The following is a 20,231-nucleotide window of genomic DNA, read 5'->3' on the forward strand; positions in this document are numbered from 1 at the left end:
TTCCTGCCCGGTTTGGGTCGAGCGTGATCAGGGGGCCGTATGTTCGTTGGCAACTCGGTCAGGTCTGTGAGATTGGCCGCAATGCGATCGAGTGGTCCCCTGGTCTTGCTTGACGCGAGACCCGAACCGGGAGGCGGGCAAACCGTGGAGCCGACCGCCCCAGCCGCAGCGTGCTTCTCCCACCAGCTACTCGAACCGCAGGCCCCGCGGACGGTGGCAGGGCTGGAGCAGCAGGCCCGGGCGACGGGCTGCGGGCGTGCGTTGCGCGACCTTCATACCGCATGAGGTCGCGGCGGATTTCAAGACCCACTCGGTGGCATCACCCATCAGCACTTCCACCTGGGCTTTTTGGATCCGCCAGCTGTCCTGAACAGTCGTGTTGGCCAGAGCTTGGGCACGGCCGCTGATCAACAACGTACTGATGCTGCGCGTTAGCGCGGGGCAGTTGAATTGAGGTGTGTTCGAGCCCCACTGATGAAGCCCCTGAGCGTTGCTTCCATCTTCGCCTGCCCCGTGCTCAGCAAGTCGCCGACGCTGGCGTCGTGCACACCAGCGTCTCTGAGGATGGTCTCCGCCTCAGGCTCTGTGATAGTCCCGGCCTCAACATAGGAAGAAAGTAGGGACTTGGCCTGCAGGAATTCTGTACGCCATCGAGCGCCTAACTCGCCTAGTTCACCTGCGGCCGACAAGAGATCGATGCTGCAGAACAAGCGCATTCGTTCATTTCTGGACATCAGCCTATAGGTAGACTGCAATCGATCCAGGGGTTCGATGACCAGGAAATCCCGCAGATTTCCATTGCCATGAAAGGCCCAAAGCTTGTTCATGGCGCGATAGGCGCTTCCGCGAATTTCAAGAAGGTGTTGAAACTCCGAGGCTTCACGCTGAAACTTTAGGGCTGTCGCCAGGACCGCCTCGGGCCCCTCCAGCTCAACTGCAACGTAGGCAGTTTCCACCTGCAGAAGAGGCTCGGTTAGATCCTGAGCACTCTGGTCACGGTCTCCATCCAAGCGGGTGTACTCGGCGCGGCGCACGAAGTCTCTAGCCACAGCAAGGAAGCCGACATACGCAGCCCTCTGAGCTGCTCGATTCTGCTGCTCCAGCGTGGCCGCGTACTGCGTTGTCGCCGTTGTCTTGGCTGCCCGGAAGGTCGCATCTGCCTGAGCGTGACTGCCCTTGGCCTGGATGCGTGCAGCAGAGAGGGTGCCAGCGATGCCGAGAGCCACACCGGTCAGGGTGGCTATCGCAGTGACCAGTTCCGGAGACATGCCCGGCATCATCGCTTGAGCTACCGGTGTGGCGCTGCTCTTTCACCAGGCTGGCAGCAATGGCGTTCCGAGCGCGACGTCCGGGCAGCCTCTAGCCGAACTAACGAGCACCCCACGTCCAACGGAAGAGAGATCGGCATGACTGAGTCCTCCCAGCTGGTCCCCCACTACGCTGGCCCATGTAGGCCGACGAACGGGGAGAGTGCTCTGAGGATGGGACCGAAGTCGACGAGGGTCTACCAGACGATCCGGTCTTGGATCGAGTCGGGCAAGTACGGCCCCGGCGAAAAGCTTCCCTCCGAGCGGACCATGAGCGCTGAGCTGGAGATCGGCCGTACCGCCCTCCGACAGGTGCTCGCACGACTGGCGAGCGAGCACCTCATCAAGGCGTACGACCGCAGTTCGTACCGGGTCGTGGGTGGTGAGACCGTACCCACGCCGGCGGAGCTGGAGCCCTGGACGATCCACGGCAGCAGGACGGTTTACGAGAACCGGTGGGTGAACCTAGACCTCGTCGACGTCGAGCCGCCCGGGGTTGAGCGGTTCGAGCACCACGTGGTGCGCCTGCACCACGTGGCGATCACGGCTGTGATCGATGAGCAGCAGCGCGTCCTGATGATGTGGCGCTACCGCTTCGTCCCGCAGCAGTGGGGATGGGAACTCCCCGGCGGGATCGTGGACGAAGGAGAGGATGCGGCGACTACTGCGGCGCGTGAGACCGAGGAAGAGACCGGTTGGCGGCCGACGAACGTCGAGCACGTCGTGACGTATCAGCCCATGATCGGCATGGTCGATTCACCTCACGAGATCTTCGTGGCTCGGGGCGCGGAGAAGGTAGGCGAACCCACGGACATCGAGGAAGCGGGGCAGATTGCCTGGGTGCCCCTGGCGGACATTCCCCGGCTCATGGCCGAGGGGAAGCTCATGGGGTCAGGGACCCTCGTCGCCCTGCTGCACGTCCTAGCGTCGCGGGCTACAGCCGTCCCGTAAGTAGCTCCACACGCCGGCGGTGCCGCACGGACCCCGTGCGGTTCGCCAGCAGTCGCGCCTGTTGGAGGTTCGAGCGGGCCTCGTCGAACTCGCCGCGTGCAAGGTGTGCCTGCGTCAGGTCGCTGTGCAGTCCTGCCTTCGCGCGAACAAATGTGGGGTCCGTCGCCTGGAGAGACGCGTACAGGTCACCCATAGCCGAGCTATCCCCCAAGAGCGCCAGCACGTTCCCCCGCCAGCGCGCGAGGTGATCCGCGTTCAGGAAGATGCTCAGCATGTCGGAGTCACGAGGGTTCACGCCTTCCGGCAGCGCGGACGCCGCCCGGTCCAGCGCATGACGAGCGTCGTCGTGCATGCCAGCGGCAGCGCACAACTCTGCTTCGGCCGCGCTCAGCCAGGCTCGAAGGCGGGGCGACTGCCGCTCCGCGTGGGTGCGCTGCGCGTCTCGGATCAGCTCAACCGCCATCTCGGGTCGGCCAGCATCACCCAGGACGTATGCCTGCTCTCCCATGGCGTGGGCCAAATACTGCGGGGCGTCAGCGTCCTGTGCGGCCCGCTTCGCCAGCTCGTAGTGCCGCCATGCGCGCTCCACAGAACCTGCGTCCAACGCTTGCCAGGCTGCCAGGGTCGCCGCCCCTGCCAGGGCTGTCGCGATGGGACGGCGCGTTCCTGGCAGGACCGCGAACGTGAGTGCGTCCTCCATTGCCGTCAGGTGGCCGTTCATCTGGTCCACCAGGCCTGATGCACCCATCTGCCGGTCCATGGTCCGCAGTAGCTCGGTTTGGTCCATGAAGGTGCTCACCATGGAATCGCTGACGCTCCGCGCCGAGTCGATCCGGCCCAACAAATCCTCGTAGCCATCCGCCTGTTGGGGGACTGACCGAGCAGGCTCCCCGCCCAGCTCGGCGTCAGTCACCCCGAGCAGCGGCCGGAGGATCACGGCGTACCGCTCCGTAATGGCCCGTCGCCCGTTCTCCCATTCCGACACGTAGGTCTTCAGGCTCGCGCTGGATGCGACGTTCAACATGTGCTGCCGCGCGTAGCGCTCAATCTCGAAGATCAGCCGCTCCTGCGACCATCCCCGCGCGGTACGAACAGCTCGTAATCCCTTGCCCACGTGCATCGCCTCCGATGGCCGTGCCACCTGCGGGGGCCTAACCGAATCGCCGCAGGTGGGAGCGGGTTAACACCCTTGAGGTTAACCCCTGTTGGCTACCGAGGCCCCCTGTCTGGGCCGTTTCCTGAAGTCACACCGGAACACACCGGCAAGCCCCGAACGAACCAGGGGCTTGCGTCTGGTGCGCACCAGATGCCATGCTTCTGGTGCGCACCAGATGGCCCGCAAGGGCTCAGCTTCGGTGTGCACGCACGACCGAGAGCCCACTTTGCAGCCCGGAGGAAAGCCCGAGGGGGCGAGTACGAAGGCAGCGTCCGTTCCTTAAGAACTCAACAGCGTGTCAAGCGATACGAGACGGGGCGTGATCCCCGTCCCCCATGGCGACGTGTTGTCGCTGGCGGCAACACCTTCTCTTGCGTGCTGGCTCTGGAGGACACCTTCGGGTGCCACCCGGTACGCGCCGCCCTGCTGGCGTCAGAGCAGAGACGATGACGCACCCGACTTCCAGGCTCGGGGCCGGAACGCCGTGGCAACGGTACTCCGGCGAAGCCTCGCCCCTCCGGCTAGGAGGCTGCTGTGTTTCACCGACATCTGTGGGCGCTCGCCGTACTGGACCGGTACGGCTGGCCGCGCCTTCCGCGTCACTGCTCAACCGCTGTGCGACGCAACTGCGGGTTCACGGCCCGCGGTCGCTCGCACGGCAACACCTTCCGAGTCGCCTGACTATCTCGGTCGGCTGCCTCCTCCGCCCGTCCGATCCCTGGGTCGTACGGGCGGGGTTGCAGGGAGCCGAGTACCTCCGCTCCACCCCCAACGCAGTGCAGCCCCCGGCGCTCGAACGCCGGGGGCTGCTGTTCGGGCCCCGTTCCTCTCTCGAAGGAGCAAGACCCATGAAGTCCATCGCTGCACTTCAGAACCTCGTTACCCCGTGGTCCGACGGCTTGGAGCCGTCGGACGCGGAGCTGAACGCGATCGAGCAGGAGATGCCGCTGATCCTGGCGCGCGTCGACCTGCTCGACGCGCAGATCATGACGATCGACCGGACACCGTCCGAGGTGGACGAGCGGCGGATCCGCCGGGCCCGCAACCGGGTCCTGGTCGCCCGGCGGGACCTGGCCAACCGCGTCGCCGGCTCGACGGGCTCGGGGGATGCGGCATGACGTACAGCGCCCGCCTGGCGAACTCCTACTTCGGTGAGTGGGAGATCTACATCATCGTCGAGGGCCACGCCGACGACTGGCCCGTCCACTCCTTCGGCCGCACCGCGCCGACCCCCACGCTCGCCGAGCGCACCGCCGCCCTGGCCGGCCTCGGCTACGAGGCCACCGGCGGCGCCGACTGGGAGTGGATGGAGCTGGAGAACGACTACACGGACGCCGTTGAGTTCCGGGGCTCGTTCGAGGTCCGCCCCATCGGGGAGGCGCTGTGAACCGCAATGCCAAGCGTGCTCTCGTCCTCGCGCTGGTGGTCGTGGTCGGCATGGCCTTCCGGGTCTCCTGGAACGCCCTGCGTGACATCGCCAAGGCCATCGGCGCCGACAACGTCGCCGCCACCCTGTATCCGTTCGTGGTCGACGGCCTCATGGCCCTGGCCCTCGTCGCCGCCCTCGTGCTGACCGACGAGGCCCGCAGGTTCGCGCTGCGGGTCCTCGCCGGCTACACCCTCGCGTCGCTGGTTCTGAACTACGTCCACGGGTTGCTGCCCGAGCTGCACGCCGAGTCGATCGGGTGGAGTCGACTGGCTGAGGGGAACCTGACGAACTGGGCGCTCGTGCTGCTGGCGACGTCGCTTCCGGTCGGGTCGATCTACTTCGGATCCGATCTCGTCGCCAAGGTTCTCCACCATCGACCGGCGATCGAGCCGGACAAGCAAGAATCCACCCACACCCACGCATATCGGTCCACCTCTGAGCAGGACGAACCTCCCGCCGAGCAGCCGGAGCCGCAGGGGGAGGTGGACTCTTCCCCTGTCGCACCGGTCGAGCCGATCGAGGCCCGACCGCAGCTCGCGGTGGCAGCTGAGGGGACACGTCCTCGTCGGGCGACCGGTCGGGTCCCCGTGGCGGCCCGATCGACCCGCTCGACCCGGACGGAAGTCGAGCTGCTGGCCGAGGCGCGCAGCCTGACGGAGTCGTGGCCGGTCGAGAAGTTGACCGGTGAGGGGATTCGCAAGGCCTTGCGTACCTCGCCGGCGAAGGCGCGGATCGTGCGGGAGACGTTGAAGGCGGAGCGGGAGCGGGACGCCGCGGCGGCGGTGGCCGGATGAGTCTGCGGATCGGCTCCCTGTGCACCGGATACGGCGGTCTCGACATGGCCGTCCAGAACGTGCTGGGCGGTACGCCCGCGTGGGTGTCTGACAACGACCCGGGCGCCTCCCGCATCCTGGCCCACCACTACCCCCGGGTGCCGAACCTGGGGGACCTGACCGCGGTCGACTGGCAGCAGGTCGAACCCGTCGACGTCGTGTGCGGCGGCTATCCGTGCCAGCCGTTCAGTTCCGCCGGCAAGCGCAAGGGAGTCGCCGATGACCGGCACATCTGGCCCCACATCGCCCACGCCCTTGGCGTTCTTCGACCCCGCTACGCGATCTTTGAGAACGTCGCAGGGCACCTTTCCCTCGGATTCGCCACCGTCCTCGCCGACCTTGCCGCCCTCGGGTTCGATGCACGGTGGGCTTGTGTTCGCGCATCCGACGTCGGCGCACCCCACCAGCGCAACCGGCTCTTCGTCCTCGCCACTGCTGCCGACCCCCCGCACCTCGGACACCAACGGGGCGGGACGCCACGGAGCGGGGGGCCTGGATCTGCGGACCACGGTCCGGCTGCTGCCGACCCCGACAGCCGCGGACAGCGAGAGGCGATCGACGTCCTACGGCAGGGGCAACCCGACCCTGACTGGGGCCATTACGGTCCAGCCGTTCAGCGGTGGGAAGCGATCCTCGGACGCCCCGCTCCCCGGCCAACTGACCCTCTGGGGCGACTGAACCCGCCTCTGGTCGAGTGGCTGATGGGCCTGCCCGCCGGACACGTCACCGACGTCCGCGGACTCTCCCGCACGGCCCAGCTCAAGGCCTTGGGAAACGGTGTCGTCCCCCAGCAGGCCGACGCTGCCCTGCACGCCCTCGTGAGCCCTGGCGTTGCGGCCGTGGCTGCCTGACCTCCCCGAAGGGAGACGCTCGTGAATCACCTGCCTGAACCGGCCCGCATCGTCGAACTCCCGGCACCCGAGCTGAAGGCGTTCAGCTTCGGGGGTGGCTGGCAGTCCATGGCCGCCATGGTCCTCGCCGCGACCGGCGAGCTGGACTATCGGACGTTCCTGATGGCCAACGTCGGGGACGACTCCGAGAACCCGGCCACCATGGCCTACCTCGACCAGTACGCCCGCCCCTACGCCGAGAAGCACGGCCTGGAGCTGGTCCTCCTGGACCGGGTCATGGTCCGATCCAAGGAGACCCGCACCCTCTACGGGGAGCTCACCAGGCCGGGGTCGAGGTCGTTGAAGATCCCGGTGCGGATGAGCAACGGGGCCCCCGGCACCCGCTCCTGCACCGCCGACTACAAAATCAAGACCGTCGGCCGTGAATTGAAACGCCGCGGCGCCACCAAGGAGCACCCGGCCACGGTCGGGATCGGCATCAGCCTGGACGAGATCGGCCGGGCCAACAAGCGCCGCTGCGAGCCGTACGAGGACATCGAGTACCCGCTGCTGGAACGCGGGATCCGCCGCATCGACTGCGCCCGCATCATCCGCTCCGCCGGCCTTCCCGTACCGCCCAAGTCATCGTGCTGGTTCTGCCCGTTCCACCGGCCCGAGGCCTGGCACGACATGCGCCGCGACCAGCCCGAACTCTTCGAGAAGGCCTGCCAGCTCGAAGACCTGCTGAACGAACGCCGTGACGCCCTGGGCAAGGACCACGTCTACCTGACCCGCTTCGGCCGCCCCTTGCGGGCCGCCATCCCCGACGGCGTCGACACCCTGCCGTTCGACGACATCGACCCCGGATGCGACTCCGGCTGGTGCATGACCTGACCGTGCTCCGAAGGGAGACACCCGTGAACCACCTGCCCGAACCTGCCCGCGTCGTCCGCCTCCCCGACGGAACCCACGTCTACGCCGACCGGATCCCCGCCACCTTCCAGAGCGGCTCGCAGGTCGTGCACCAGCACATCCACCAGGCCGCCCCGGACCGGACCGTTCAGCGCCTGGCGCTCGGTTCCGGGGTCGGCGCCGGCGCGGTCGCGGCCGGCGTGTACTTCGGCCCGCTGCTGGTCGGGGTGCTCACCGCGATCGCCGCGAACATCGCGATGCTCGCCTTCCTCGCCTTGGTCCTCGCGTGGGGTGTCCACACGGTCGTGAAGTCGACCGGGAGCTCCGAGGGCGCCGCTGCGGTGAAGAACGCGCGCAGGCTGGCCCGTCGCCGCCGTCGCTGACGGTTGCCCGATCCACCCACCCGCTGGTGGGTGGTGAGGGGAGCCGGACAGACCGGCCCGCGGAAGGAGTCCCGTGATGGCGAAGGACCCGAAGTTCACCGCCAAGGAGATGGCCCAGCTCGGCTGGTACACGGCCCGGATGGCCAAGCGCGGCATCGCCAGTCAGACCGTCTACCAGGGCGATCTGGAGCGCAAGGTCGACCGGATCATCGACGGCGCCCGCGAACGCGAGGCCCGCCAGGCGGCCGAGGCCGCCGCGGCTGCGAAGGCCGCCCGTAAGGCCGCGGCGAAGGCCAAGAACCGCAAGTAGCTGTGCCCCCGGAGCGGCCGTCCCGGCCAAGGAAACCGCGCCGCTCCGGGGCCCTACCCACCCGCCCACAGGCGAGAGCAGGAGTTCACAGCATGACCGACACCCAGCAGACCACGCACCTGCGGGCCGTCCCGGACGAGGACGTCGAGCCGGTGATCCCGAAGATGGTCGACAACCCGAACCTGCCCGACCCCAAGGTCCGCGAGGAGAAGCGCAAGCCGGTCCTGGCCGGGTGGCTGACCAACCGGCGGGACTTCACGGCCACCGCACGCCACGCCGCCGCGAACCTCGGCTACGCCACCCTCTTCCACGGTGTCCGGATGCCCGTCTACGCCGCCCGACTCGGTATCCGCTCCCCTCGGGGAGCCTGCCGGTTCATCGCCTCCACCAACCGGTGGGTGTGGGACCGCGAGGCCGCACCGTTGAGGGACTTCGCCGTCCGCACCGAGGACGTCGACGAGTACATGCGCCTGGCCAAGCTCCGCCAGGGCCGCATCCGGCTCCGCGGACTGGTCACCCTCGTCGCCGCCGTGTTCGGCGCCGGCTTCGCCCTCTGGCTGTACGTCCTGGCCCCGGTCTACCTGTACGCGTTCGCCGCCGGCGGGGTACTCCTCCTCGGCCTGGCCGGTCAGCAGCCGGACGCTCCGGTCATCGGCCCTGCGGTGTTGAAGACCGAGCTGCAGAAGATGACCGGCTCGATCGTGCTGCGCGGGCTGGACAGCATCGGCAACGCGAAGATCTCCGCCGCCATCAAGAAGGGCGGCGACATGAACGGGCTCCGCTTCACCTCGGAGATCGTCCGCGACGGGCCCGGCTACCGCGCCGACCTCGACCTCCCCTACGGCGTGACGCCGGAGGACATCATGGAGGCCCGCAAGCCGCTGGCCTCGGGTCTGCGCCGCAAGGTCGGCTGCGTCTGGCCCGCCCCGGATCCGACCGAGCACGAGGGACGGCTGATCCTGTGGGTCGGAGACAAGCCGATGAACGAGACCACCAAGCCCGCCTGGCCGCTGTTGAAGTCGGGGCAGGTGGACCTGTTCAAGCCGGTCGTGTTCGGCAACGACCAGCGCATGCGGGACGTGTCGGTGACCCTCATGTTCGCCTCGGTCGTGGTCGGATCGATCCCGCGCATGGGCAAGACGTTCCTGATGCGGCTGTTTCTGCTGATCGCTGCCCTCGACCCGCGCGCCCAGATCTACGCGTTCGACTTCAAGGGCACCGGGGACTTCGGCGCGCTGGAGCCGGTATGCCACCGCTACCGGGCCGGGGAGGAGGACGAGGACATCGAGTACGTCGTCCAGGCCCTGCGCGAGTTGAAGGACGAGCTTCGGCGCCGGGCGAAGGTCATCAAGTCCCTGCCCCGCTCGCGGTGCCCGGAGTCGAAGGTGACCCCCGAGCTGGCCGGCGACAAGACGCTTGGGCTGCACCCGATCGTGGCCGGGTTCGACGAGTGTCAGGTGCCTTTCGAGCACGAGAAGTACGGGGCGGAGATCGAAGCGATCTGCACCGACATCACCAAGCGGGGCCCGGCCCTGGGCATCGTCGGCATGTTCGGCACCCAACGCCCCGACGCGAAGTCCCTGCCCACCGGGATCAGCGCGAACGCGGTGCTGCGGTTCTGCCTCAAGGTCATGGGGCAGCCGGCCAACGACATGGTGCTGGGCACCTCGATGTACAAGGCGGGGATCCGGGCCACGATGTTCTCCCGCTCCGACCGCGGCATCTGCTGGATGGCCGGCGAGGGAGACGACCCCCGCATCGTCGCCTCCGCGTTCGTCGATGCGGTCGCCGCCGAGCAGGTCGTCGCCCGCGCCCGCAAGATGCGTGACGAGTACGGCAACGTCACCGGCCACGCCATCGGCAAGGACCCCGAGACCACCGCCGGCGTCGACATCCTCGCCGACGTTCTCGCGGTCGTCCCGGCGGACGAGGACGCGGTGTGGTGCGAGCGGATCGCCGTCCGCCTCACCGGCCTCCGGCCCGACGCGTATGCGGGGTGGAAGGGCGAGAACGTCACCGCCGCCCTCAAGCCCTGGGGCATCAAGCCCGGCCAGGTCTGGGGCCAGACCGACGACGGCGAGGGCAAGAACCGGCGCGGCATCAAGCGCACCGACATCACCACCGCCATCACCCGCCGTGACGCCGACAGGGCCGCCGCCTGACCCCGAAACCGGTGCTAGACCTAGCGGGAGCCGCTGCTAGGTCTAGCACCCCCGCTAGCACCCCATCAGGCCCCTGACCAGGGAACTAGCGTCTAGCGGCCCACCTGCGAAAAGCCCCGGAAACCGCCCCAGCCACGGGAGGACCCGCATGCTCATCGCTAGCACCGCCCTCATCCTCGCCACCCTCGCCGGTTACACCCTGTTGTGCATGGCCAGCCCCTTCGGGACCTGCCGCAAGTGCGACGGTGCCGGCGCCAAGCTCACCGTCAACCGCGCCGGGAAGCTCAAGCGGGTCAAGCCCTGCCGCCGCTGCCACGGCCAGGGCAAGCGCCTGCGCGTCGGGCGCCGCCTGCACAACCACAGCCGTGAGATCCACCGCGCCGGCGCCCGCTGACCCCGGACAGCACAAAGCCGGTGGCCGTCCGCCATCAGGCGGGCCCCTCGCCTAGCTGACGACAGGCGGACACGGCCACCGGCAACACCCCGAGCTTGTCAGCACCCGAAGCATGCGCAGCCTCCCAGCACACCCCGAGCACCGTCAAAGGAGATTCCGGCATGGCCATCACCGTCTCGCTCGTCGCGCTCTTCGGACTCGTCCTGTACTTCCTCCTGCGCTCCCACAGCCTCAGCGCTGGCAGCGCCTTCGTCGCCGCCGGCTTCGGGTTCTTCCTCGCCTCGACCGGCGCCGCGGGCCCCATCAACGAGATGGCCAACGCCATCGTCCACGCCATTCCCAACCTCTAGCGACCGCAGACCCGCCCGCTCCACACGCACAGCAAAAGGGCGGCCCCCGTCTCGCCAAAGCCGGGGCCGCCCTCATCCAGCACTGAGCAAGAGAACTGGAGACCCCAATCATGAACCACACGACCGAAATCCCGCGAGACCCCAACCGGCCTGCCTTACCCATCCACCTACGAACCGCCCTCCAGCTCGCCCGGATCGGCTTGCCCGTTCTGCCCCTGCGGGAGGGAAAACTTCCCTTCGGGAACTGCCCCGCCTGCACCAGCAGCAAAGCCGCCACGCCCTGCCGGTGCGGCGACCGCCCGAACATGAAGTTCGCCGGGCCCTGCCACTGCCCCGCCCCCTGCCACGGCTGGGCCGCCGCCACCACCGCCCCCGGCATCCTCACCGGCCCGGCCTGGGCGACCGCCTGGCACCAGGCGGTCGCCCTCGCCTACCACCCCGGCGGGGCCCACCTCACCGTCGTGGACCTCGACAACCCCGATGCCGTGGCCTGGGCCCGCGAGAACCTCCCCGCGACCAAGGTCGTGGCGACGACCCGCGGGGAGCACTGGATCTACCGAGGTTCCATGCAGTCCGCCAACAAGGTCCGGCCCGGCGTGGACATCAAATCCCTCATGTCCTACGCGCGCTGGTACGGCACCGGCACCGGCCCCATCACGGCCCTACCGGACGTCGTCCGGGCGCTCGTCGTGAGGGAAGAGTCCACCCGGGCCCTTCGCGGGGAGGTGGACTCTTCCTCCCCGGCCCGCGCCACCTGGGACCGTTCGGTTGCCACCGGCTGCCGCCACAACGACACCTTCGTCCGGACCGGGCTCACCCGGGGCCTCGCCAGGATCGCCGCCTGCCCCGAGCAGGGCGCTGGCAGCACCGCCTACGGAGTCGCCCGCTTCCTCGCCAACCAACACACCCGATGCCCCGGCCCGTGCGGACTGGACGTGCTCGGGCAGCAGATCATCGACGCGGCCATCGCCGTCGGAGTGCCCGAGGCGTACGCGGCCCGAGCGGTCGCCAACGGCTTCAACGCGGTTGTGGTGAGGGCAACGTGACCACCGGCCCCCGCTCCGCCGAACCGACCCCCACCCCGGACGACAGTGGCGCGCCGAAGGTCGTCGCCGAAGGCGTCCCTTCTGCCCTTCGCTCTGCCCCGCGCTGGGACGACGGGCGCCGCCCCATCGCCTGGCTCCACATCACCGCCCCCGGACGCGGCGTGACCCCGTCCGTCCGGTCGTGGTGCGTGTGCGGACGGAACCTGTTCGCCGCCGGACAGCGGCGCGCGCTCGCCCTGATTGCCGACCACGCCGCTCATCGAGACGTCTGCCCGTCACGCGACGAGGAAAGGAGGGACGCCGCATGATGGACTGCCCCGCCCTCGAAGCCGAGGAACTCCCGCCGCCGACCAACCCTCTGGCGGTCGCCCGCCGGCTGGAGCCGGACTGGCAGACCGCGGACGGACAGCTCGTGTGCCGGCGCTGGCGCGGATCATGGATGCGCTGGACGGGTACCTGCTGGCGTGAGCTGGACGACGCCCAGGTACGCAAAGCCATGTACGAGCGGCTGGAGCACGCCGTCTACCGGGTACCCGGCAAGGACGGCGAACCCGAGGAACGCGCTTGGGCGCCGACGAAACAGAAGATCAGCAATCTCCTCGACGCGCTGGGATCCATCACTCTGCTGCCCACCGACACCGACGCGCCCGCGTGGCTCGACGGCAGTGGCGCGAGCGACGCGGACAGCGATCCCATCGTGGCGTGCGCGAACGGCCTGCTCAGGATCCGTGACCGCGCGCTGATGCCGCACACCCCCGGTTTCTTCAACCTCGTCTCCGTCCCCTTCGACTACGACCGCACCGCCACGGCCCCGACATGGGAACAGTTCCTGGCGCAGATCTGGCCCGACGACCCCGACGCCATCACCGCACTACAGGAGTGGTTCGGCTACGTCCTGTCCGGCCGCACCGACCTCCAGAAGATTCTGCTCATCGTGGGCCCGTCCCGCTCCGGCAAGGGCACCATCGCGCGGGTACTGAAAGCGCTGGTCGGCAAGGAGAACCTTGCCGGGCCCACGCTCGCCGGGCTGGGCACGAACTTCGGGTTGGCCACGCTGGTCGGGAAGTCCCTCGCGGTCATCTCCGACGCCCGACTGTCCGGGAACGACAACAGCCAGATGGTGGAGCGGCTGCTGACCATCTCGGGTGACGACACCATCGACGTCGACCGCAAGTACCGCGAGCAGTGGACCGGCAAGCTCCCCTCACGGCTGATGATCCTGTCCAACGAGCTGCCGCACTTCGGCGACTCCTCGGGCGTCATCGCCAACCGGTTCGTCCTCCTCAGCATGCGCGTTTCGTGGCTCGGCAAGGAGGACCCCACCCTCACCGACCGGCTCACCGCAGAGATGCCCGGCATCCTCAACTGGGCGCTGGAGGGGCTGGCCCGGCTCCGGCGCACCAACCGGATCACAGAACCCGCCTCCAGCCGAGACGCCGTCACCACCATGCGCGACACCGCGTCCCCCACCAGCGCGTTCGTCCGAGAGCGTTGCACGACCGGCCCCACGTGCAGCGTCCCAGTGGACGACCTGTGGGCGATCTGGCGCGAGTGGGCGGAGGACAACGGAGTGCGCGCCGGAACGAAGCAGGTGTTCGGCCGCAACCTCCTGTCCGTCATCCCCCAGCTCAACCGCACCCGCCCCCGAGATGAGCACGGCCGGCAGGTTCTCACGTACAGCGGCATCACCCTCAACCAGTCCGACCCACATTCGTGAAAGTCGCGACTCAACGCGTCTCAAGACGCTCAGACCACCTCTGAGACGCGATGAGTAGCGACTCAACGCAATGTGAAGCCAACTGAATCCGACGGGCCCCGGTGCCGCTGGCCCCTCTGCCGAAGCTCAGCTACCTAACTTCCCATCCTCAGCAAGGCGTGGCCGGTACCCCCGGCCATGCCCTGCTGCCGGTTCAAAGGAACCCACATGGCCACGCACACCAGCAGGCGGGGGATGCTCAAAGTCCCGGAGGTCTGCGACGAACTCGGGATCTCGCGATCCACCTTCTACGAGTGGCGGCTGAAGCAGCGCGCCCCCCGCTGCATCAAGCTCCCCAACGGCGAACTGCGCGTACGCCGGGGCGACCTGGACATCTGGCTCAACGATCTCGAGGACGCCGCCTGATGGACACGACGTACGAAGTCAAGATCTGGAAGATCGGATCGCGCAAGCAGGCCAAGGGCATCACGTACACGGTTCGATGGTTCCTGGGAGGCCGCGAATGGCGAGCTCCGTTCGCTACCCGGGCGTTGGCTGACGCCTTCCGCTCCGAGCTGGTCAGCGCCACCCGCCGCGGTGAAGCATTCAGCGTTTCGACAGGGCGGCCGCTCTCGCACGCAGCAGGTGCAAGTGCTGTGAGCTGGTACGAGTTCGCGGTGAAGTTCACGGACTTCCAGTGGCACCGCACGAGCGGGAACAGCCGCAAGACGACGTCCAAGGTCTTGATGGCCGCCACCGGGGCGCTCCTACGTAGTCCAGTGCCCAGCACCTACGACCCGGTGGTCGTGCGCACGGCGCTGCGGGAGTTCGCCTTCAACACCCGCCGGCGGACCGAAGCGCCTCCTGAAGTTCTTTCCATCCTCAAGTGGGTGGAGCGCAACAGCCTGTCCATGGCTGCGTGGGAGGACTCCGCTCGGGTGGATGCGGTCTTGCGGGCGGTGTCCACTCGGCTCGATGGCTCCGACACAGCGGCCAGCACCATCAAGCGCAATCGGCGGGTGCTGAACGTGATGCTGGAGCACGCCGTCAAACACAACGTGCTGAGGGCGAACACCTTGCCGAAGGGGCGAGGGGCGACACCGAAGACGTCCATCGCCGTCGACAAGCGCTCTCTGATCAATCTCCGCCAGGCGGCCGGCCTGCTGGGCTGGGTCCGCCGACGTCCTCGTGGTGGGCCTCGCCTCCATGCCTTCTTCGCCGCGATGTACTACGCCGGCCCGAGACCGGAAGAGGTGGTGGCCATGTACGTCATGGATGTCCGGCTTCCTCCGGAGGGCGCTGCCGACCAGTGGGGCGAGCTGCTGATCCACACGGCGCAACCCGAAGTGGGAAAGCACTGGACGAATGACGGCGCGATCCACGAGGAGAGAGGTCTCAAGGGCCGGGCCAAGGACGACATGCGAACGGTCCCGTGCCGACCCGCATTGACCAAGATCCTCAGGGAGCACATCGAGCGCGAGGAGCTGAAGCCGGGCGACCTGCTCTTTCCGGGTGAGAAGGGGGAGATGCTCGCCGGGTCCGTCATCCGGCGGGCATGGCGTTCCGCCCGTCAGGAGACCCTCACCCCGGAGGAGATCCCGTCACCCCTGGGGAAGCGTGTCTACGACCTGCGCCACACATGCCTGACGAACTGGCTCAACGACGGCGTTCCGCCGGCGCAGGTGGCGGAATGGGCAGGTAATAGTGTCCCGGTCCTGCTGGCCGTCTACGCCCGATGCGTCGTTGGCCATCTAGGGGACCTGAAGAAGCGCATCGAGGCGGGGGGTGACCTCCCCGAGGTCTGAGGCCTCTTGCCGAGAACGCCACCGCGTATCCACCGTGGCCACCCGCAGAAACTGGGAATCAGCCGGATACGGCCGGACTGCCGGTTGGGGTTACCGCGCGATGTTCCGACCCTTATCAGGCGACTACCGATATCTCGATAAGGTGCGCTGACCTGCACGAAAGCCCTCCCCGGGGGGAGGGCTTCGGGTGGTGCGGAAGTGGTGCCCCCGGCAGGACTCGAACCTGCGGCCAAGTGCTTAGAAGGCACCTGCTCTATCCACTGAGCTACGGGGGCCGGAAAGTGGCCTTGGTGGGCCTGGAGCCTCCGGTGGGGGTGGGGCTGAGGTCCGTGCCGGGTCAAGGATAGGGCTCCGGTTGCCTTGTCCCGGTTGCTTCACTCGCGGGCCACGATGTGGAGGTTCGGTGAAGCGGTCCCGATAATCGCAGGCAGGTGCGATTCTCGCATCGCTTTTGCGCCGCGTCGCCCCTGGTGTTGTGCACTCGTTATGCCTGCGCCCCACTCGTCCGTCGTGCCCAGAATGTCCCACTGGAATCGCGGTCGGCGCGCAGAGGACGTATAAGCTTCAAAAATGGTCCCAAATTGGGCATTCTTCGCATGTGGTGACCTTGGATGTTCGGCCTCAGCTGCTCGATGCCCTGTCCGCCCTGCGCGACCGGGTCGCGTCCGTGCGTCTGCCGCTGCCCCTGCCCGGCGCTCCGCGCGCCCGCCAGACCAGAGCCGAGCTGCTCGCGCAGCTCGACGACTACCTCGTACCCCGACTGAAGGCGCCCGAGGCGCCGATGCTCGCCGTCGTGGGCGGGTCCACCGGGGCGGGTAAGTCCACCCTCGTCAACTCCCTCGTCGGCCGGCAGGTCAGCGAAGCCGGGGTGCTGCGCCCGACGACCCGCACCCCGGTGCTCGTCTGCCATCCGGACGACCACCACTGGTTCGCCGGAATGCGCGTGCTGCCCGACCTGATGAGGGTCTGGGTGCCGCACGGGGAGGACGAGGCGCCACCGACCGCCAGATCCCGGGCCCGCGACCGCGGCCGCGGCCCGGCAGACACCCACGCGACCCGCGAGATGCGGATCGAGACCGTTTCCAGCCTGCCGCGCGGGCTCGCCATCCTCGACGCCCCCGACATCGACTCCCTGGTCGTCGAGAACCGCACCCTCGCCGCCCAGCTCATCTGCGCCGCCGACGTCTGGGTGATGGTCACCACCGCCTCGCGGTACGCCGACGCCGTCCCCTGGCACCTGCTGCGCACCGCCAAGCAGTACAGGGCCACCCTCATCACCGTCCTCGACCGGGTCCCGCACCAGGTGCTCGCCGAGGTCTCGCGGCAGTACGGGGCCCTGCTCACCAAGGCCGGACTGGGCGACGTACCGCGGTTCACCGTCCCGGAACTGCCCGAGTCCGCCGGCGGGGGCGGGCTGCTGCCGGCCAGCGCCGTCGCCCCGCTGTTCGCCTGGCTCGCCCACCACGCGCAGGACCCCGCCGCCCGGCAGTACGCCGTCGGTCGCACCGCGCTCGGCGCGCTGGACTCCCTCGCGCGCCGGATGCCGGAACTCGCCTCCGCCGTCGCCGCCCAGCACGCCGCCGCCGTACGACTCACCTCGGCCGTCGAGGACGCGTACAAACGGGAGGGCAAGCGGGTCCGGAGCCGCCTCGACCACGGCGCCGTACTGGCCGGGGACGCGCTGACCCGGTGGCGCGGCTACCCGCTCGACACGAGCGCCGACGAACTGCTGGACTCGCTCGCCGAATCCCTCGCCGCGCTCCTCCAGTGCGCCGTCGCCGCCGCCGACGAGCGCATCGCCGACGCCTGGCGGCGCGAACCGGCCGCCGGCGCGGTCTCGCTGCCCGCGCCCGACCGGGAGGCGGGGGAGCGCATCGGCGTGGCTGTGCGCCGCTGGCGACGGGTCCTGGAGGAACTCGCCGAGGAGGAGGTGGCCAGGAGCGACAGGCAGCCCGCACCCGACCCCGGCGGCATCGCCGCCCTGCTCGTCGCCGCCCTCCTCGGCGGCAAACGGGCCCGGCCCGCGGGGGAGAAGCTCGCCGAACGGATCGGCGCGCAGGCCGCCCTGCGGCTGCGCGACCGGGGCGGGGAACTGGTCGGCGACCACCTCGACCAGGTGCTGCGCGCCGAACGCGACCGCCGGCTCGCCCCGCTGGAGGCGCTCGAAGTGACCCCGGAACCACAGGCCGAGCTGATTGCCGCGCTGTCCGTACTGCAGAAGGAGAGGTGACGCGGTGACCGCCCTGACCGACCGCACCGACGACCGCTGGGACGACGGGCTCATCGCGCGCTCGCGCCCCCGGATCGTCGAAGGGGACCCGGACGAGGACGGGCGCGAGGGGGAGGAGGGCGACGAGGGCGACGACGCCCTCGTCCGGGCCGTCTCCGGCGCCGGCAGCGACGGCGGCAAGTCGACCGCGCCCCCGCTCAGTCCCGAGGGGCAGGCCCTGCGGCTGCGCCTCGACGCACTGCGCCAGCTGGTCGGGCTGTCCCGGACCAGGCTCGACGGGAAGACCCTCGCCGAGGCCGGCCGGGTACTGGACGAGGCGGCCGCGCGCCGCGGACTGTCGCCCCAGCACACGGTCGTCGCGATCGCCGGAGCCACCGGAAGCGGTAAGTCCACTCTCTTCAATTCACTCGCCGGTGTGCAGATCTCCGAGATGGGACTGCGCCGCCCGACCACCGCCGCGCCCATCGCGTGCAGCTGGTCGGACGGAGCCGCCGGACTGCTCGACCGGCTGGAGATCCCGGGACGGCTGCGCCGCCGGCCCCGCGAGACCTCGGAGGCGGAGGCGCTGCGCGGGATGGTCCTCGTCGACCTGCCCGACCTGGACTCCGCGGTCGGCGCGCACCGGGACCACGTGGACCGCGTACTGGCGCTGGTCGACGCCGTGGTGTGGGTGGTGGACCCGGAGAAGTACGCGGACGCCGTGCTGCACGAGCGGTACCTGCGGCCGCTCGCCGGGCACGCGGAGGTGACCTTCGTCGTCCTCAACCAGGTGGACCGGCTGCCCGGGGAGGCCGCCGACCTCGTCCTGGACGACCTGCGCCGGCTCCTCGACGACGACGGCATCGCCCTCGGCGAGCACGGCGAGCCCGGCGCCACCGTCCTCGGGCTGTCCGCCCTCACCGGGGAGGGCGTCGGGGAACTGCGCGAACTCCTCGGACAGTTCACCCAGGAGAAGGGCGCGGCCACCCGGCGGATCTCCGCCGACGTCGACCGGGCGGCCGCCCGCCTGCGCCCGCTGTACGTGGCCGACGGGCATCCGGGGCCGGAGATCGGGGAGGCGGCGCGCGCCGAGTTCGAGGACCGGCTCGCCGAGGCGGTCGGGGCGTACGCGGCCGGCCTCGCCGCCGAGCGCGCGTGGCGGCGCAACGCCGGAAAGGCGTGCGGGACGCCGTGGCTGCGGCTGTGGCGCTGGTACGAGGGCCGCCGCGCGCCGCGGACCCTGGCGGGCCTGGCCGCCCTCGCGGCGATCGGCGGGCGTGGCCAGGCGGTCGCCCAGGCCCCGGTCGAGGAGGAGGTGACCGCGCGTCAGCGGGTGGAGCAGGCCGTACGGACGGTCGCCGACGAGGCGGTGTCCGGGCTGCCCGACCCGTGGGCGCAGGCGGTCCGCGAGACCGCGGTGCGGGGCGCCGACCGGCTCCCGGAGGCGTTGGACGAGATCGCGGTGACCCTGGGGGCGGCGGTCGCGGTGCCGAGCGCCAAACCGCCGCGGCCCAAGTGGTGGCCGGCGGCCGTGCTGACCCAGGCGGCCATGACCCTGCTGCAGATCTTCGGCGGGCTGTGGCTGGTCGGACAGATCGTCGGGGTCCTGGAACCGAGGCTGCTGCCGCCGGTGCTGCTGATGGTGGCGGGCATCATCGGCGGACCGCTCGTGGAATGGTCGTGCTCGATCGCGGCCCGGGGACCGGCGCGGCGCTACGGGCAGGACGCGGAGCGCAGACTGCGGCAGGCGGCGGCCGGGTGCGGGCGGGCCCGGGTGCTGGAACCGGTGGCGGCGGAGCTGCTGCGGTACCGGGAGGTGCGGGAGCAGTACGCCACCGTCGCCGCAGGGGGGAGCAAGTTGTCCACAACCCGGCAGTGATCCACAGGCCGGAGCGGGGATCCGCGGCCTGCCCCAGCATGGTGCGTACCTCGTACGGATGGTCCGTACGGCCGGTCCGCGCGGATCCGTACGGACGGCAACCATGGGGGAGGCGACCGGAATGCACGACACCCAGGTGACGCTGGTGGGCCATGTGGCGACGCAGATCGACTACAAGGAGACGGTGAGCGGTCCGGCGGCACGGTTCCGCTTCGCGGTGACGCCACGGTACTTCGACCGGCGCAAGGACGCCTGGACGGACGGACCCACCAGCTTCTACACGGTGTGGGCGCGGCGCACCCTCGCCGTGAACCTCGCAGGCTCCGTATCGGTCGGCGAGCCGCTGGTGGTGCACGGGCGGATCCGGGTGCGGGAGGACCCGCCCGACGGCGAGGGGAACCGGTGGTTCTCCGCGGAGATCGACGCGACGGCCATCGGGCACGACCTGAACCGCGGGACCGCGGCCTTCCGACGCGTGGTGCGGACGGAGACACCACTGATGGTCAATCAGGAGGCGGCGGTGGTCTGAGTGTTCGAGGTGGATAGGATTCCCCGGTACTCACGGGCACCAGGGTCTTT

At 69.4% G+C, this 20,231-nt stretch carries 20 protein-coding genes and 1 tRNA gene; 18 read left to right on the forward strand and 3 right to left on the reverse strand.

The genetic code is table 11. From position 1 onward, the window contains the following. Window positions 1-431: 431 nt before the first annotated feature. The gene (locus tag ACWG52_RS24185) at window positions 432-1,268 is read right to left on the reverse strand and encodes a hypothetical protein (RefSeq protein ID WP_390140020.1); all 837 of its coding nucleotides are present in this window, start codon (window positions 1,266-1,268) and stop codon (window positions 432-434) included. 213 nt (window positions 1,269-1,481) lie between these two features. On the opposite strand from ACWG52_RS24185, the gene ACWG52_RS24190 reads away from it, so the two are divergent. Further along, the gene (locus tag ACWG52_RS24190; protein ID WP_453129077.1) at window positions 1,482-2,258 is read left to right on the forward strand and encodes an NUDIX domain-containing protein; all 777 of its coding nucleotides are present in this window, start codon (window positions 1,482-1,484) and stop codon (window positions 2,256-2,258) included. Here ACWG52_RS24190 and ACWG52_RS24195 read toward each other — a convergent pair. Next, complete coding sequence (locus ACWG52_RS24195) at window positions 2,242-3,372, reverse strand: helix-turn-helix domain-containing protein (protein WP_453125888.1); 1,131 nt, start codon at window positions 3,370-3,372, stop codon at window positions 2,242-2,244. The genes ACWG52_RS24190 and ACWG52_RS24195 overlap by 17 nt on opposite strands. Before the next feature lie 890 nt (window positions 3,373-4,262). Here ACWG52_RS24195 and ACWG52_RS24200 point away from each other — a divergent pair. The 14 genes from ACWG52_RS24200 (at window position 4,263) to ACWG52_RS24265 (ending at window position 15,564) form a co-directional block, all read left to right on the forward strand. Then, window positions 4,263-4,532 carry a DUF6284 family protein gene (locus ACWG52_RS24200; protein ID WP_453125890.1) on the forward strand — a complete coding sequence of 90 codons (270 nt, stop codon included), beginning with the start codon at window positions 4,263-4,265 and terminating at the stop codon, window positions 4,530-4,532. Continuing rightward, window positions 4,529-4,801, forward strand: coding sequence for a DUF6303 family protein (locus ACWG52_RS24205; RefSeq protein WP_453125892.1), 273 nt, complete (start codon window positions 4,529-4,531; stop codon window positions 4,799-4,801). The genes ACWG52_RS24200 and ACWG52_RS24205 overlap by 4 nt, the downstream gene beginning before the upstream one ends. Beyond that, on the forward strand, window positions 4,798-5,637 hold the full coding sequence (locus ACWG52_RS24210; protein ID WP_453125894.1) for a DUF2637 domain-containing protein: 840 nt from the start codon (window positions 4,798-4,800) through the stop codon (window positions 5,635-5,637). Before ACWG52_RS24205 ends, ACWG52_RS24210 begins: the two co-directional genes overlap by 4 nt. Continuing rightward, window positions 5,634-6,527 carry a DNA cytosine methyltransferase gene (locus tag ACWG52_RS24215; protein ID WP_453125895.1) on the forward strand — a complete coding sequence of 298 codons (894 nt, stop codon included), beginning with the start codon at window positions 5,634-5,636 and terminating at the stop codon, window positions 6,525-6,527. The genes ACWG52_RS24210 and ACWG52_RS24215 overlap by 4 nt, the downstream gene beginning before the upstream one ends. A 21-nt stretch (window positions 6,528-6,548) precedes the next feature. Then, on the forward strand, window positions 6,549-7,400 hold the full coding sequence (locus ACWG52_RS24220; RefSeq protein ID WP_390166492.1) for a phosphoadenosine phosphosulfate reductase: 852 nt from the start codon (window positions 6,549-6,551) through the stop codon (window positions 7,398-7,400). Window positions 7,401-7,423: 23 nt separating this feature from the next. Further along, a complete protein-coding gene (locus tag ACWG52_RS24225; RefSeq protein WP_390166494.1) occupies window positions 7,424-7,801 on the forward strand; it encodes a DUF6251 family protein in 378 nt (125 codons plus the stop codon). Between the two features lie 76 nt (window positions 7,802-7,877). Beyond that, window positions 7,878-8,111: a DUF6257 family protein gene (locus ACWG52_RS24230; protein ID WP_390166495.1), complete on the forward strand. Its 234-nt coding sequence runs from the start codon at window positions 7,878-7,880 to the stop codon at window positions 8,109-8,111. A 92-nt stretch (window positions 8,112-8,203) separates the two neighbouring features. Continuing rightward, window positions 8,204-10,273, forward strand: a complete 2,070-nt coding sequence (locus ACWG52_RS24235) for a cell division protein FtsK (protein WP_453125898.1) — start codon at window positions 8,204-8,206, stop codon at window positions 10,271-10,273. A 148-nt stretch (window positions 10,274-10,421) separates the two neighbouring features. Beyond that, a complete protein-coding gene (locus ACWG52_RS24240; protein ID WP_390140036.1) occupies window positions 10,422-10,667 on the forward strand; it encodes a hypothetical protein in 246 nt (81 codons plus the stop codon). 161 nt (window positions 10,668-10,828) lie between these two features. Continuing rightward, window positions 10,829-11,017 (forward strand): hypothetical protein, encoded by a 189-nt coding sequence (locus ACWG52_RS24245; protein ID WP_030742441.1) that lies wholly within the window; start codon window positions 10,829-10,831, stop codon window positions 11,015-11,017. 110 nt (window positions 11,018-11,127) lie between these two features. Then, a complete protein-coding gene (locus tag ACWG52_RS24250; protein WP_453125899.1) occupies window positions 11,128-12,063 on the forward strand; it encodes a bifunctional DNA primase/polymerase in 936 nt (311 codons plus the stop codon). A 304-nt stretch (window positions 12,064-12,367) separates the two neighbouring features. Beyond that, window positions 12,368-13,780 carry a DNA primase family protein gene (locus tag ACWG52_RS24255; RefSeq protein ID WP_453125900.1) on the forward strand — a complete coding sequence of 471 codons (1,413 nt, stop codon included), beginning with the start codon at window positions 12,368-12,370 and terminating at the stop codon, window positions 13,778-13,780. A 207-nt stretch (window positions 13,781-13,987) separates the two neighbouring features. Further along, window positions 13,988-14,185, forward strand: a complete 198-nt coding sequence (locus tag ACWG52_RS24260) for a helix-turn-helix transcriptional regulator (protein WP_453125902.1) — start codon at window positions 13,988-13,990, stop codon at window positions 14,183-14,185. Next, window positions 14,185-15,564: a tyrosine-type recombinase/integrase gene (locus ACWG52_RS24265; RefSeq protein WP_453125904.1), complete on the forward strand. Its 1,380-nt coding sequence runs from the start codon at window positions 14,185-14,187 to the stop codon at window positions 15,562-15,564. The genes ACWG52_RS24260 and ACWG52_RS24265 overlap by 1 nt, the downstream gene beginning before the upstream one ends. 199 nt (window positions 15,565-15,763) lie before the next feature. Here ACWG52_RS24265 and ACWG52_RS24270 read toward each other — a convergent pair. Continuing rightward, window positions 15,764-15,839, reverse strand: a tRNA-Arg gene (locus tag ACWG52_RS24270). A 332-nt stretch (window positions 15,840-16,171) separates the two neighbouring features. On the opposite strand from ACWG52_RS24270, the gene ACWG52_RS24275 reads away from it, so the two are divergent. From ACWG52_RS24275 to ACWG52_RS24285, 3 genes are all read left to right on the forward strand, one after another. Continuing rightward, window positions 16,172-17,794: a dynamin family protein gene (locus tag ACWG52_RS24275; protein ID WP_389811558.1), complete on the forward strand. Its 1,623-nt coding sequence runs from the start codon at window positions 16,172-16,174 to the stop codon at window positions 17,792-17,794. Window positions 17,795-17,798: 4 nt separating this feature from the next. Continuing rightward, window positions 17,799-19,652: a GTPase gene (locus ACWG52_RS24280; RefSeq protein WP_389811561.1), complete on the forward strand. Its 1,854-nt coding sequence runs from the start codon at window positions 17,799-17,801 to the stop codon at window positions 19,650-19,652. Between the two features lie 121 nt (window positions 19,653-19,773). After that, entirely contained in the window at window positions 19,774-20,181 is a 408-nt protein-coding gene (locus ACWG52_RS24285; RefSeq protein ID WP_453125907.1) for a single-stranded DNA-binding protein, read from the forward strand. The last annotated feature ends 50 nt before the right edge of the window (window positions 20,182-20,231 follow it).

The organism is Streptomyces sp. CLCI03, from assembly GCF_053615355.1.